Origin of the sequence: Hominimerdicola aceti (genome assembly GCF_025567495.1) — a bacterium.
Lineage (GTDB): Bacteria > Bacillota > Clostridia > Oscillospirales > Ruminococcaceae > Hominimerdicola > Hominimerdicola aceti.
This window is the reverse complement of sequence record NZ_JAOQJZ010000001.1, coordinates 386,595-402,095: the sequence shown is the minus strand read 5'-3', so window position 1 is coordinate 402,095 and position 15,501 is coordinate 386,595. Positions and strand designations below refer to the sequence as shown.

The 15,501-nt window shown below is 41.5% G+C and carries 10 protein-coding genes; 3 read left to right on the top strand and 7 right to left on the bottom strand.

What is annotated here, in order from left to right; all coding sequences use genetic code 11:
* Positions 1-8: 8 nt before the first annotated feature.
* From OCV57_RS01995 to OCV57_RS01965, 7 genes are all read right to left on the bottom strand, one after another.
* Entirely contained in the window at positions 9-2,213 is a 2,205-nt protein-coding gene (locus OCV57_RS01995; RefSeq protein WP_267300320.1) for a hypothetical protein, read from the bottom strand.
* 147 nt (positions 2,214-2,360) lie between these two features.
* Positions 2,361-3,083 (bottom strand): type II secretion system protein M, encoded by a 723-nt coding sequence (locus OCV57_RS01990; RefSeq protein ID WP_267300319.1) that lies wholly within the window; start codon positions 3,081-3,083, stop codon positions 2,361-2,363.
* A 2-nt stretch (positions 3,084-3,085) separates the two neighbouring features.
* Positions 3,086-4,570 carry a pilus assembly protein PilM gene (gene pilM / locus OCV57_RS01985; RefSeq protein ID WP_267300318.1) on the bottom strand — a complete coding sequence of 495 codons (1,485 nt, stop codon included), beginning with the start codon at positions 4,568-4,570 and terminating at the stop codon, positions 3,086-3,088.
* A 102-nt stretch (positions 4,571-4,672) separates the two neighbouring features.
* Positions 4,673-5,869, bottom strand: a complete 1,197-nt coding sequence (locus OCV57_RS01980) for a type II secretion system F family protein (RefSeq protein WP_046441446.1) — start codon at positions 5,867-5,869, stop codon at positions 4,673-4,675.
* Positions 5,870-6,156: 287 nt separating this feature from the next.
* Positions 6,157-6,723: a hypothetical protein gene (locus OCV57_RS01975; protein WP_022286795.1), complete on the bottom strand. Its 567-nt coding sequence runs from the start codon at positions 6,721-6,723 to the stop codon at positions 6,157-6,159.
* Positions 6,724-6,810: 87 nt separating this feature from the next.
* The gene (gene recG / locus OCV57_RS01970) at positions 6,811-8,847 is read right to left on the bottom strand and encodes an ATP-dependent DNA helicase RecG (protein ID WP_195220279.1); all 2,037 of its coding nucleotides are present in this window, start codon (positions 8,845-8,847) and stop codon (positions 6,811-6,813) included.
* Positions 8,848-9,028: 181 nt separating this feature from the next.
* Positions 9,029-10,657, bottom strand: a complete 1,629-nt coding sequence (locus OCV57_RS01965) for a CTP synthase (protein ID WP_022286793.1) — start codon at positions 10,655-10,657, stop codon at positions 9,029-9,031.
* A gap of 364 nt (positions 10,658-11,021) precedes the next feature.
* On the opposite strand from OCV57_RS01965, the gene OCV57_RS01960 reads away from it, so the two are divergent.
* From OCV57_RS01960 to OCV57_RS01950, 3 genes are all read left to right on the top strand, one after another.
* Positions 11,022-12,404, top strand: coding sequence for an LCP family protein (locus tag OCV57_RS01960; RefSeq protein WP_046441454.1), 1,383 nt, complete (start codon positions 11,022-11,024; stop codon positions 12,402-12,404).
* 166 nt (positions 12,405-12,570) lie between these two features.
* Positions 12,571-12,900, top strand: coding sequence for a metal-sensing transcriptional repressor (locus OCV57_RS01955; protein WP_022286791.1), 330 nt, complete (start codon positions 12,571-12,573; stop codon positions 12,898-12,900).
* A 14-nt stretch (positions 12,901-12,914) separates the two neighbouring features.
* The gene (locus OCV57_RS01950) at positions 12,915-15,437 is read left to right on the top strand and encodes a heavy metal translocating P-type ATPase (protein ID WP_267300317.1); all 2,523 of its coding nucleotides are present in this window, start codon (positions 12,915-12,917) and stop codon (positions 15,435-15,437) included.
* Positions 15,438-15,501: the final 64 nt, after the last annotated feature.

The window sequence follows — 15,501 nt, the reverse complement described above, 5'->3', positions numbered from 1 at the left end:
CCTTTCAATTAATAGTGATCATATCTGTCAAGAGTATATCCGAATGCTGAATCGTCCTTACCGCCCTTCGCATTCTGCATTACAGAAGTGGTTGAAGGCTTAGTGTATACATAGAACGCTGTATTGGCGTTACCAAAGCTGTTTGCGATAACAACACCGACTGCACAGCACTGAACGGTCATTTTTCCGCCTGCTGAGTCTGTAACATTAAGTCCACTAAGACCACTTGTTGCTATATTAACCATTGCTTCTGGTGAGTAGAATGAACCCTGGAAGAAACTGTTGTTTGTGGCGCTAAGCGTTGTGTTCTCAGCAAATAAGAAAATGATACTGCTGTTTGATGGTCTGTAAGAGCCTGCAACGTCCACTGATGTTGGATTAAGGATGAAGCTGCTCTGTGGAGCACCAGGATTACCCTTAGTATTTTTTAGTGTATCAGAGTTATACATACGAACATAAGTGTCATAATCAAATATTTTCAAGCCACTAAAGCTATAGTTACATGTGCTTGAACCCGAATGCTTGGACTTGCCTGTTACTGAGTCGATACCATTAAGTGTAATAGCACTGCCTGAGTCTGAAACAAAATAGCAGTTGTATTTTCTGTCACCTGTAGTCGCATCAATTATAGTTGAACGATTTCTGACAACTATAGTTGGAGACCAGCTTGAATCAAGACTAAGACCATTTTGAAGTCTTATAACAATATCTCCTGAAGTATCAGAAACATCAACAAGGATCCTTGAACCATTGCCAAAATCATTGAACGAAAGATCAGATGCCCATGTACAGCTTGATGTTATTCTCAATTTGTAGCGGCTTGTAACTGAAGTCTTAGCTCCTGTTCCTGTAAGGTCTATTAGCTCAGTAAGCGTGTAGTCAACATTATTCCAATAGCTTGGATCGCTTGCAAAGGTATTGAAAGTTTTAGTGTTTTTGCCATTATAGAAAGCCTGATATTGTTCAGAGATCGTTGTCACATTAGTATCATTGCTCATGAAGAAATCTTCCGGATAATATACATAGGCATCAGCAGATACAGGTATCTGTGGCTTTGCGTCACGACCTGCTTTGCTAAGAACAGCTCCTTCATGAATATTTGAAGCCTGGCAGACAATCTTATCTTTACCCGTGATAGTGCCGGTAACATAAACAGAGCCTGTTACCTTAAGTGACTTTGTGACATTAAGATCACCCTCGACATAGAGAGAGCCATTGATCGTCTGACCAGCTGCACCAAATGTTGCATCGCCATTATAAGCACCTGCGCCCTTATAAACGTAGAAGTTACCATACTGTGTATAGTCATTTCCGCCAATGTTAGCTTCACAACAGAACAAATCGACATCAAAACCTGAAGAACCAACGTCCATATGGTTTGAAGTGGAAAGCTTCTGACCGATATTAACATAGTTATATCCGTCTGCTCTTGCCATTGTGGAGTTAATGTGGAATTCATTTGAAACATCAAGGTTTTCAGAAATTGTAACAGTTGAACCCTGCTTTTCATCTACAAGACTAGGCTTGAGCATGATAAGAGGCTGAGTTGAAACCTCCAAAGAACCATACATAAGATAAGAGCCATAGATACTGGTATTGTTTGTAAATCTATAGACCTTACCAGTGGTATTATTGATACCAGCCATATCACCGATAACGTTAAGGTTATCGTAACCTGCGCCGCCGTTACCAACAAGCTCGATAGTATTTGTATACTCGGCAGGCTTTGTAACTGACTGCGTGGAAATATGAGCTGCTACCTTTTCAGTTTTTCCCAGATAAGTAGTTTCACAGGTAACAACGATATTTGCAACACTTGTACCCTCCTGTGCTACAGTTATCTTTGTGGTACCGATATTATCGCTTTTACCATTCGATCCATTATAGCTGACATTAGTAGTTGTACCCTTTCCGCTATTAGCACTTGCTAGCTTTTTAAGGTTATCTATGGCCTTTTTCTGCTGAGCCTTTGCAGTAGGATCATTAGTTGGAGCAGTATCAGTCTGTATCTGATTAATAAAGCTTTCAAGAGTAGATGAAGCTGTCAGATAAGCCTGTTTGCTCTTATAGTTATCATTTGTTTTTGTCCTATTTACCGAAACAAAAGAAACAGTTGCAGTCAAAAGTATTGACAGCATGAGCATGACAGCAACCGCTGTGAAAAGCACGACTCCGGGTTTGTTTCTTTGTTTCCTCTTCGGAGTATTCTTCATATTAACCACCTTTCTTAGTTTTATTATCACTTATGCTATACTTTTTTCATTTTACACAGGTTGATTACTTATATAAAATTTTTAATCATTATATAGCACTAATTGGCAGGATAAGAAATATTCCTTATCCTACCAAATAGTTTTCTCTTAGCTGGCAGAAGGATCAGCAAGCTTCTTCAGAACGTACATATTCAGTGTCATAGAGCCTGAGATCTCGCTCTCATTGACATTTTCAATGTTAACATTCTCGATTACCATGCTCTTTTCGTTGTTTGTCGTCAGGTTGTCAGCAAAATTCTTGAAACCTGAAAGCGAGCTTTTGAACTGAATGTTAAGGCTATAGTAACCTATTGTCTGTGCAGCTGTTTCATTGGTATCAGCTGCATTTGCATCTGTGTTTGCGTCTGTGTTTGCGTCTGCAGCTGATGAATCAGTTTTGCTTGCATTATTGTATTCATCTACCTTAGTGTCAAAATCAGTAGCTGTTGCTGTTGACTCATAAGCAAAAGGCGAAAGAACTGTGCTGCCGTATGATGAAATAGTCATATTGGAGTTTTTGATCTTTACATCATCAACATTAAAAAGCTCACGAACCTTATCAGTAGCCTTGTATGCTACCTGATAATCATAGAAGTTAGCTGCGACCTGTGAGGTGCTTGTATAAAGTGTCTGAATCTCAGCGGCAAGGTTCTTATCCTTGTCTACCTGATCTTCAAGCTCGCTGAGCTGTACCTTTGCTGACTCCAGATCACTGCTTGCCTGACTACACTCATCAATGGCAGGCTTAATAAAAAGCATAAAACCTGCAACAATTATAAGTAGTACGAATACTACTATCAAAATCATTTTATCACGATAATTCAACTTCATAATTATTCACCCTCGCCCTCTTCTTTAAGATAAAGTGTCAGCGAATCAAGCGTTACGCCTGAGCTGCCTTCTTCACCGATCGAATATCCGTTGTATCCTACATCTTCCTGGAAGAGTCCTGTACCTACAAGGGCATCGATTGCTGTTTTTACATCTGACTGATCATCAAGCTCAACCTTAGTAAGTGTTACTGTACCAGCTTCAAGGTTATATGTAAAGCCTTCATACTTGAAAGAACCAAGGGCTTCCTTGATGTCGTCAAACATCTCACTTGACACGACCGGAAGTGTTTCAAGAGCTGCATTTGCTGATGTAACATAGTTTGAATAATCCTGCATGATCTTCATCTTATTGTGAAGTATCTGGTTCTGGGCGATCTTCTCATTGCAAACAGCTATCTTATCATTAGTCTTGTCTATATCTTTCTCGATAGAACTCTTCCTGAGATTAATAACAAGTGTTGCACCTGCGATAAGCACTGCGGCTGCCGCAGCGAAGATACCGCCTGTCATGAGCAGCGAACCCATTCCGCTGTTGCCGCCCTTACCTGTGGACTGATCGACTTCGAGGAGGTTGATCTTCTCTGTTGCCTTGTTTCTCTTATAGAGAGCACCGATAGCATTAGCGAATACTGTAAACTCGAAGTTCTCGAAACCTGTGATCTGAGCAGGCACACCGAGAACGGAAGCCTTTATATCAAGACCGTCAAGAGCGTCAACGAGTTTGATGTAGTCCTCGATAAAGCCATAGAGAATAACATTTTCAAGTCCTGAACCGCCTCTTGCCTTATTGAACTGCTCCATTCTGAAGATGTTCTCGTTAAGAGCTTCAGTGATATAATCGTCAGAATCATAATCTTCTTCTGAGATAGGAACGTATCTGGCGAATGCCATCTGTCCATTCTCAAAAAGTGTAAGACCAAGGAAGTTCTTATCGATCTGGCAAACCAACAGTGGCATTTTCTCCATGTTGGACTTGTCAGCAAGAACGATTCTTGCGATAGAGTTACATCCGATGTTAACAGATCTGAGATTCATGCCCATAATGTTATAAAGCTTTCTGTAGCTTTCAACTATCGTACTAGGGCAAGCTGTTGCAAGTACCTTCACTGCACCAGGATTATCCTCGCCTGCTTCACCTACTACTGTATATGAGATAGAATACTCATCTGTGATACCCATTTCCTGGCTCATATGGTTCTGTACCATAAGCAGGAACTCATTACCCTTTGCCTTTGGAACTACAAGCTCCTTGAATACGATGTTGCTCGATGAAAAAGTAACGATAGCGTCCTTATCCATCATATCCTCAGCCTTGATCTGAGTGAGCAGTAACTCAGACAGACCTGAAAGGTTGATGACCTCACCATTAAGGATCATATCCTCAGGAATGTCCACCTGCAAAGATCTCTCGATCCTTATCTTGTTAGAGGAGTTATCACCTTTAACAATGTTGATTTGTCTATCAGAAATATCAAATGATAGCATTTATTCCTTCACCTCTTAAATTATTTTTCAAAACAAATATCTTCCCTCTCCATTTTAAAGGAGAGGAGATATTTAAAATTAACGAACATAAAATGCAGACCCTTAGTTTTCCAGACCTGACAATGAACCGTAGAGCAGTGGGAAGATACCCGCAAGGCAAAGACCGATCGCAACACCCATGAACACGATGAGCAATGGTTCCATAAGTCCTACAAGTCTTGTAACGGCTGCGTCTGCTTCTTCCTCATAGTAGTCAGCAGTTTTCTCAAGGATCTCATCGAGAGCACCTGATTCCTCACCGACATAGATGATGGAAGTAAACATTCCTTCAAATATCTCTGTTTTTGCAAGTGACGCTGAAAGCGGTGCGCCCTGCTTAACTTCATCAACTACCTGAATGAACATCTTATCAACATAAGCATTTCCAAGTATTCTTGACGAACGTTCAAGACACTCTACCATTGGGATACCGCTTGAATAAAGTGATGAAAGAGTTCTTGCGAAACGACCCTCGTAGATCTTTACCATAAGCTTTCCGGCGGCAGGCATCTTTATCTTTATGTAGTCAAATTTAAGTCTGACTGACGGTACTTTCAAGGCGTATATCCAACCGAATATCAAAACAACGACCACGATAAGAATGATATACCATTTTGCCTTGAAAAAGTCACTGAATGAGAAGAGAGCCTTAGAAAGTGCAGGCATCTGATCCTCTGGCATAAGACCTGCGAATATAGGCATGATGAACGTAAACATACCGATTACCATGACGATACAAAGAACGCCAAGTATGATAGGATAGGTCATCGCACTCTTTACCTTATTGTTCAACTTGTTTGAGTTTGCATAGTAATCGCTCAGACGCTGCATTGTCATATCGAGCGTACCTGAGGTCTCACCTGCGTCTACCATTGAGATGAAAAAGTCCGGAAAGCTTCCTCTTCTTGTATCGAGGGCCTCGGTAAAGCTCTGACCTTTCTGAACATCGTCATAAACGCTTCTCCAAACATCCTTTGCACCCTTATTCTCCTCTTCCTTATAGAGAATGTCGAGCGCTTTAACAATGGTAAGACCCGATGTCATCATTGCCGCAAGCTGACGGCAGCAGAAAGCAAGTTCCTTAGTATTGAACTTGTGCACAGATTGTTTGCCTGCACCGCCCAATGCTTCTGTATAACTTATACAGAAAAGACCTTGTTCGTGGATCTTGTCCAGTACTTCCTGTGCATCCTCAGCCTCATAGATACCCTTTATGGTTTTTCCCGAGGTATCCTTAGCAACATAGGAAAATTTCTTCATAATATGTAGATACACCTCCACTTATTTATACATTTTGTGCATTCATAACAAAAAACTTTAAAAATACACAAAACGCATTTTTATAATTATAACATTATTTTCATCTTTTCGCAAGTGATTGAGTGCTTTTTAAGCGTTAATTTATTTACAAAATAATCTTCACAAATTTATCGAATTTGTACAAATAGAATAATTAAACTAACATTTTAAATAGTATTTAACATTTAAAGCGAGTTCATACAGATTTCTGATAGTAAATACTCTTATTTATGTTCAAATAATACAATTTATACTTTATTATCTGTCTTGCCCGCACTAAAAGATTTCATACTTTTGAGAATGACAGGATGCTTATGAACATACACTTTATAGGCTATCAGATAGAAACAATAGGCCGCTGCAAGAAGAAGTCCTATGCCGAGGATCACGCTTACAAGGTAGTTCATGCCCACGCCTTCATTCAGCCATATACACGGATAATAAAGCACCTTATAGAAGATATCTCCCTTGCCCTCCTGACTGAATGAATCCCTGAATATTGCAGGGATAAAATACACTAGAAGCATAAGAAGATACACTATTGTAATATTGACCCAGCTCCAATTTTCATATGCGGCATGGCGTTTGCCGTCGTCATAAAAAAGTCTTAGGAAAAATATAAGCATGACCGCAAAGCCTATAAATGAGTCTACATTACTATTTGTCATAAAGCTTTTGAAAGCAGATGTGCTTGACGGAAAGACCGTAACCAGAGCCGGTATCAGCACAATGCCTGCAAAGGCTGAAAACAGCGTAAGAACGATCATTATCCCAATTCTCGACAGAATGTACTTTAAAAATTTTATTGCCTCCATAATTACCTCCGCTTTATTCTTTTGCTTATAAAGTCTTTATGCTTTACATCTCATCTTACACGATAAAGTTTTCAAACTTTACATCTTTCAATTATCTGACATAGTTTTGTCAAAGAGTTTATCCACAAGCTCTCTTAGATATATATTTTCTGTACGCTCAAGTTTAGGGTCTGCGTTTCTGATAAGCTGTGCGGCTTCCTGTGCTTTTCTTAGTATATCCATATCCTGTGACATATCCGCAATCTTCAATGCAGGAAGGCCATGCTGTCTGCTTCCAAAAAAGTCACCGGGACCTCTGAGTTTAAGATCTTCCTCAGATATCTTAAAGCCGTCGTTAGTCTTGCCCAAAATTTTAAGCCTTTTCACGCTTTCCTCATTCACGTTGTCTGTAATGAGGATACAACTTGATTTATATTTACCTCTTCCCACACGACCACGAAGCTGGTGAAGCTGGGAAAGACCAAATCTGTCAGCATTTTCTATTACCATTATTGCCGCATTAGGCACGTCAACTCCTACCTCCACAACTGTTGTGGAAACGAGCAGGTCTATTTTATGCTCCTTAAAGTCGTTCATGACCTGTTCTTTCTGAGCACCGCTCATTCTGCCGTGAAGAAGTCCCACAGTGTAATCTTTAAACGTACCCTGAGAAAGCTTTTTAGCATAGGTCTTAACGTCCTGCAAGTCCATATCACTTTCATCTATCATTGGACAGACTATATAACCCTGTCTGCCCTCGTCAAGATATTTTTTCACATAGTTAAAAGCACGCTCGCGAAGCTTTCCTGTAACGGCATATGTTTCAACGGGCTGTCTGCCCTTAGGAAGCTCTTTCAGTACAGAAATATCAAGGTCGCCGTATATCATAAGGGCAAGAGTTCTAGGGATAGGCGTGGCTGACATAACAAGCTTATGGGGATTTTCACCCTTTGAAGCAAGTGCTGCACGCTGTTCAACGCCGAAACGGTGCTGCTCGTCTGTTATGACAAGGGCAAGCTTTTTGAACTTCGTTGTCTGCTGAACAAGAGCGTGTGTTCCCACTGCAACGGCGTATTCACCGTTTTCAAGCCCCTCTTTCACAAGCTTTTTCTGTTTTGCGGTCATAGAGCCTGTGAGCAGTGCCACCTTTACGCCAAGCGGTTCAAGGAAGCCTTTCAAGGTTTCATAATGCTGTTCTGCAAGAATCTCAGTAGGTGCCATAAGTGCGCTCTGACAGCCATTTTCATACACAAAATATGCCGCTCCTGCCGCAACTGCGGTCTTACCCGAGCCAACGTCGCCCTGAACGAGTCTGTTCATAGGCTGTTCTTTCTGCATATCTCTGATGCAATCCTCTATGGCGGTTTGCTGGCTGTTGGTAAGGATAAAAGGCAGAGCGTTATAAAAGCTGTCCATATCCTGCGTTTTCAGCACAAAGCCGCTTTTTTCACGGCTTCGGCTTTTCATAAGCTGCATACCAAGCTGCAAAACAAGAAGCTCGTCAAAGACAAGGCGATTTTTCGCAAGCTCGCAGGTGTGCATATCTTTTGGAAAATGTATATTCTCCAAAGCATATTCAAGAGAACAGAAATTATACCTTTGCATTATGCTTTTTGGCAGCGGCTCATAGATATTCTTATTAAAAACATTCAGTGCGAGCCTTACTGTTTTTCTGAGCATTTGCTGACTTAGACCCTCTGTGAGGTGATAGACAGGCTGGACTTTATCTTCCGTATCGGCAGAAAGTATCACAGGAGAATTTATCTCTTTTCGCACAAGGTTTCCTGTTATCCTGCCGCAGAGGTAATACTCTTTATCCACTTCAAGCTGTTTATACATATACTCGCTGTTATAGATAACTATTACAAGGTCGGTGACGTCGTCGGTAAAAATGACTTTGTACACTGACAGACCTTTTCTAATACGGGCTTCAGGGAGCTTTTTAACTACTCTGCCCTTTACTATGCAAGGCTCGTTAGTTGGTGCGTCGGCTATGGGCACGGGGGAGGTATAGTCGATATAGCTTCTCGGATAATGACAAAGCAGGTCATATACTGTCTTTACGCCTAATTTCTCATAACATTCGGCACGCTTTTCCCCAACGCCTTTTAGATACTCTATTGGTTTCTCAAGATCTTTTAACAAACCCTCACCACCTGTCAGCTTTTACTCCACTTAATACGATTATATCATACATCACATAAAAGGTCAATGACTTTTATTCAAATCATACATATTTATGCCATTTTCCCTGCACGTTTTGCATTTTTGCACAAAAAAAGAACAGATGAAAAAATCATCTGTCCTTGATAAAAACTATATGTTATTATATTTTCTCGCCAAACTCAGAATACTCAATAGAAGCTCTGATGAAATCTCTGAACAGAGGATGCGCTCTGTTTGGTCTTGACTTGAACTCTGGGTGGAACTGAACACCAACGAACCATGGGTGTACATTCTTTGGAAGCTCTACTATTTCAACAAGCTTTTCGTCAGGTGAAAGGCCTGCAAGCATAAGACCCTTATCTTCAAGAAGCTTTCTGTATTCATTATTGAACTCCCAACGGTGACGATGACGCTCACGGATAAGATTCTGTGGTGCTGAATAGATCTCAGCACATCTTGAATTGTCTGCAAGCTTGCATGGATAAAGGCCAAGTCGCATCGTGCCGCCCTTTTCTGTGATATCCTTCTGTGAATCCATTATATCTATAACAGGATATGGAGTGTCACCAAACTCGGAAGAATTTGCCCCTTCCAGTCCTGCAACGTGTCTTGCAAACTCAACAACAGACATCTGCATACCGAGGCAGATACCGAACATTGGTATCTTATGTTCTCTTGCATATTTGATAGCTTCGATCATGCCCTCGATTCCTCTGTCACCAAAGCCGCCCGGTACGATTATACCGTCGCAGCCGTGGAGCATTTCAGCTACAGTGTTCTCATTGAGATTTTCAGACTGTATCCACTTGATATCAACTTCTGCGCTGTTCTCAAAACCGCCGTGACGGAGAGCTTCTGCTACGGAAAGATAAGCGTCCTCAAGCTCAACATACTTGCCAACAAGACCGATAGTTACTTTCTTGTTACAGCTATGAACTCTGCCTATCATTTCCTGCCACTCTTTAAGGTCTGGCTGTCTGCACTCAAGCTTAAGATGATGACAAACAACATCTGCAAGGCCCTCTTTTTCAAGCCAGAGAGGCACTTCATAAAGCGATGGTGCTGTAAGATTCTGTATAACGTCCTCTGCTCTTACGTTGCAGAAAAGACCTATCTTCTGCTTCATATCCTCAGGTATCTCCATTTCAGAACGAAGAACAAGGATATTAGGCTGGATACCGATAGAAAGCAGTTCCTTTACGGAATGCTGTGTAGGCTTTGATTTAAGCTCCTTTGAGCCCGAGATATAAGGCAGCAGGCACACATGTATAAATACAGAATTTTCTCTTCCAAGCTCGATAGAAGCCTGTCTGATAGCCTCGAGAAATGGTGTGGACTCGATATCGCCAACTGTTCCGCCGATCTCTGTGATAACTATATCTGTGTCAGTTGATTTGCCTACTCTGTAAAGACGATCCTTTATCTCATTGGTGATATGAGGAACGACCTGAACTGTGCCGCCAAGATAATCTCCTCTTCTCTCCTTATTAAGAACTGTCCAGTATATCTTACCTGTGGTAACATTTGAATTGATAGAAAGATTTTCGTCGATAAATCTCTCATAGTGACCAAGATCAAGGTCAGTTTCCGCACCATCGTCAGTTACGAAAACCTCACCATGCTGATAAGGTGACATTGTGCCTGGATCGACATTTATATACGGGTCAAATTTCTGAATGGTAACGCTGTAGCCCCTTGCTTTTAACAATCTTCCCAGTGACGCAGCGGTTATGCCCTTTCCAAGACCTGATACTACACCGCCTGTTACAAAGACATATTTTGTAGGCATATCATTTCTCCTCCATATATCAAAAATAAAACACAAAAAAATCAGGTGAGATCATGTGGACACAACTCACCTTTTCGCTCTTACTAATATCATAACAAATTTTTATACAAAAGGCAAGTGTTTTTTCTATTTTTCTCTGAATTTTTTATAAATTATCAAATAGCTGCAATAATCTCTTGTAAAATTGTTATAAATTAAAGCGGTTTTATTTGATTTTATAAAAATTGATGTAATTTTAAAGTCAAATTCGTACGAAATTTATGTTGTAATTTGAGGTAAAATAGTATATACTATTATTGTATTATGCTTAAACGAGCTATAGACTTCCGGCTTGCTGACTTTAATCGGAAACGAGGTTTATTTTATGGACAACGACAACAAGAACACCTCCAACACTCAGGGAGATAAGGATTTACAGTCGCTAATATCCAATGCAATAGAAAATAGAAAGATACTTGATGCTTCAAACTCAAACGGACCTACGGGGGTCATACCTATCCCCTCAAAGGAACAGCAGAAAGCTGATCCGATACATGAGTCTGATCCAAAGCAGGATAAGACGCCAAATAAGAAAAAAGGCTGGAGCAAGAAGAAAAAGACGGGCATTGCTCTTGGAATAATATTTGTAGTATTCATTATTATAATTGCCATTATCGTAGGTCTGTTTTTCCACTACACAGGAATGCTTGACAGAACTAAAGACACCAAGATAAATTCAGGCAAAGCGCCTATAAATTCCAGCGAGCTTACAAGTGAGGCGGATACATTTGACGCAAAGGAAAAAGAGGACGAGCTTAAGGCTCAGCTACAAAAGCAGTCCTCCAAGATATCCAGCGAGGATGTAACGAACATTCTGCTCATTGGCGAGGATATCCGTGATACAGAAGAGGAGAGCCGTGGAAATACTGATGTTATGATGATAATTTCCATAAACACCAAGAACAAGACTATTACAATGACCTCCCTTATGCGTGATATGTACATTTACATGGCGCAGTTTGACGAGGGCAACAGGCTCAACAGCGCTTACTGGCACGGTGGCTGTGAGTATCTTGAACAGTGTATTGAGGATTATTTCGGTATCCAGATAGACAGATACGCAAGAGTGAATTTCTACTCGTTTATAGATATAGTTGAGACTGTAGGTGGTATCGACATGGAAGTGTCAAAGGCTGAAGCCGAGGGCATGAAGAAGCCGATGGCTGAACAGAACAAATACCTTAAAAATAAGAAAGGCACTGACTATATAAGCGACGACATATTTGCAGGCAAGAATGATGAGGATAAGGTAAAGCTTCATCTTAACGGAAATCAGGCACTTGCGTTTGCAAGGCTTAGATATGTAGGAAATTCCGACTATGAGCGTACCGAGCGTCAAAGACGTGTTATCTCAGAGATCATAACCGAATCCAAGAAGCTCAGTCTTGTTCAGCTTGACAAGCTTCTGAACAAAGTCCTTCCTGAGATAAACACAGACCTTACTGATGGTGAGATCGCAAATCTGCTCCTCAATGCTTTTGACTATATGAAATATGATATCCAGCAGCTTAGAATACCTGCTGACGGCTATTTCACAAACGAAGTCATCTATAGCATGGACGTGCTTAATCCGGACTTTGCCGCAAACTCTGCGTTCATTCAATATATAGTTTACGGCAGTTGTAAAAACATTGACGAAGCTATCAAGCAGTATCAGGAAGAAAATGCTTACAACTACAGCTATGACACTGGGTATTACGGCTACTAACTGAATAATTGATATCCGCTTTCCTTTTTTGGGGGCGGATATTTTTTTGCTTTATGCAAAAAAATATAAAAAAAATGGTTGACAAATACCCATAAGGGGTATATAATATATATGCAGCAAAAGATACCCCATAAGGGTATTTAATATAGTAAGGAGGCAAAAAAACATGGACAACAGAAATGATAAAGAACTGTCATGCGGCTGCTGTGATACTTGCAGGCACAAGCACACTCCCCGTGATGATAAGGAAATAAAACAGCTAAAGAATAGGCTAAGCAGAGTTTCGGGACAAATAAACGGCATTATCAAAATGCTTGACGATAACCGCTACTGCGGAGATATACTCATTCAGGTTGCAGCGGTTGAAAGTGCAATGCAAAGCTTCGGCTATCTTATTTTGCAGGAACATATGAAGACCTGTATGACAGAGGAGATACAAAGTGGCAACACTGAAGTTGTCGATGAAGTATTAGAGCTTATGAAAAAGCTTAAATAGAAAGGCAAATATCTATGAAAAAGTTAAAATTCAATGTAACTGGCATGAGTTGTGCGGCGTGTCAGGCTCATGTGGAAAAGGCCGTGAGTAAAGTAAATGGCGTAATGGACGTAAACGTGAACTTGCTTGCAAACAAAATGACGGTGGATCTTGACGAGGGCATAACTAACGCTCAGGCGGTCATAAATGCTGTTGAAAGTGCAGGATATGGAGCAAGCGAGATAGACGACAAAGAAAACAAAACTGCATCACCTGTTGCGGCGGCTCAGGACGAAAGTAAAAAGATGAAGAAACGCCTATGGTGGTCGGTTGGATTTTTGATACCGCTGTTCTATATTTGCATGGGACACATGGCGAACATACCTATCCCCCCTATTTTTGCAGGGCACAAAAACATGATGATATACGCACTCACTCAGCTTTTGCTCACAGTGCCTATAATTGCAATAAACTTTCACTATTTTTCAAACGGCTTCAAAAATCTTATCCATCGCTCTCCTAACATGGACAGCCTTATAGCTCTTGGTGCGGCGGCTTCATTCATATACAGTGTTTACGGCACTTACAGAATGGCTTACTTTATGGGCAGGGGCGACCTTGGCTCGGCACATGAGTATATGATGAATCTATATTACGAGTCATGCGGCATGATACTCACACTTATCACTGTGGGAAAATATCTTGAGGCTCGCTCAAAAGACAAGACGGCTAATGCGGTGAACAAGCTTGTGAGCCTTGCGCCTAAGACGGCAGTTGTTATCCGTGACAGCGAGGAGGTGGAAGTTCCTGCGGAAAACGTAATGGTGGGAGATGTATTCCTGCTCAAAGCTGGCTGGTCTGTGCCATGTGACGGAGTTCTTATTGATGGAAACTGCACTGTTGACCAATCTGCACTCACAGGCGAGAGCATACCTGTAGACAAGGCAGTGGGTGACAGAGTTATGAGTGCAAGCGTATCGGCTGGCGGTTTTGCTAAGGTAAGATGCGAGAAGCAAGCTAAAGACTCAACTCTTTCACAGATAATCGCACTCGTTGAGGACGCTTCCGCTTCAAAAGCACCTGTAGCAAGGCTTGCAGACAAGATAAGCGCTGTGTTCGTGCCTATAGTTATAACGATAGCTCTTATTTCACTGGTAGTATGGCTGCTGCTTGGCTATAGCTTCGCATTTGCTCTTAACATGGCAATATCAGTGCTTGTTATATCCTGCCCATGCTCATTGGGACTTGCAACGCCCACTGCAATAATGGTAGGAACGGGTAAGGCGGCACAGTTCGGTATCCTAATAAAATCCGCTGAAAGCCTTGAAACTGCTCACAGTATTGACACTGTTGTTCTTGACAAAACAGGAACTTGCACAGAAGGCAAGCCTGAGCTTATTTCAGCGCAAGCGTTTGGTGATTTTGATGTTTCTGAGCTTAAAAAGCTTTGTGGCTCGGCAGAAAGCGGTTCATCACACCCACTTGCAAAGGCTGTTACAGGCCACTGCAAAACAAATGGCATTGAACTCTCTCCTGCTGAAAGCTACAAAGAAACAGCAGGCGGTGGTATATCGGCTGTTGTTGAGGGCAGAAACGTTCTTATCGGTAACAAGCGGCTTATGGATAACAGCGGAGTTGACATATCGATGGTTGAGGAGACGGCTCATGCTCACGCTGACAATGGTGAGATACCACTTTATGCAGCGATTGACAACAAGCTTGCAGGCATTCTGTTCATTGCAGACAAGATAAAAGAGACAAGTGCAGAGGCTATAGAGGGCTTTAAAAAGGCAGGCATTGAAACTGTAATGCTCACAGGGGACAATGAGAAAACGGCTAGAGCAATACAGAAAAAGCTTGGCATTTCACAGGTAAGATCACAGCTTATGCCTGAGGACAAGGCTACGATAATCAAAGAATTGCAGGAGCAGGGCAAAAAGGTAGCCATGATAGGCGACGGAATAAACGACGCACCTGCCCTTACAACGGCAGATGTTGGAATAGCTATCGGTGCAGGACAGGATATTGCCATCGAGTCGGCTGATATCGTGCTAATGAAAAGCGATCTGAATGATGCTGTTACGGCTGTCAAGCTCAGCAGGAGCGTTATGAAGAACATCAAGGAAAACCTTTTCTGGGCGCTTATTTACAACTCGCTTGGTATTCCGCTGGCGGCAGGAGTATTCTACGGCTTGCTTGGCTGGAAGCTCAATCCTATGTTCGGTGCAGCGGCAATGAGTTTAAGCTCAGTTTGCGTTGTGACCAATGCGTTAAGGCTCAATCTTTTTAAAAGTGGCAGAGAAAACAAAGCCGCAAAGGCTGAAATAAATACTAAAACGGAGGACGGAAAAATGAAAAAGGTAATGAAGATCGACGGCATGATGTGTTCACACTGCACAGGCACAGTAACGAAGGTGCTTAATGCGATAGACGGCGTTACAGCAGATGTTTCCCTTGAGGACAAGTGCGCTTACATCACACTTGACAAGGACGTGGCTGACGAGGTGCTTTCTAAGGCGGTGACGGACGCAGGGTATAAGGTAAAGGGGATAAAATAACGCAGATATTTTATCTCACGCATATTAATTGCGTATATGTAAAAACGGTGGAGAGTGTTTGTCA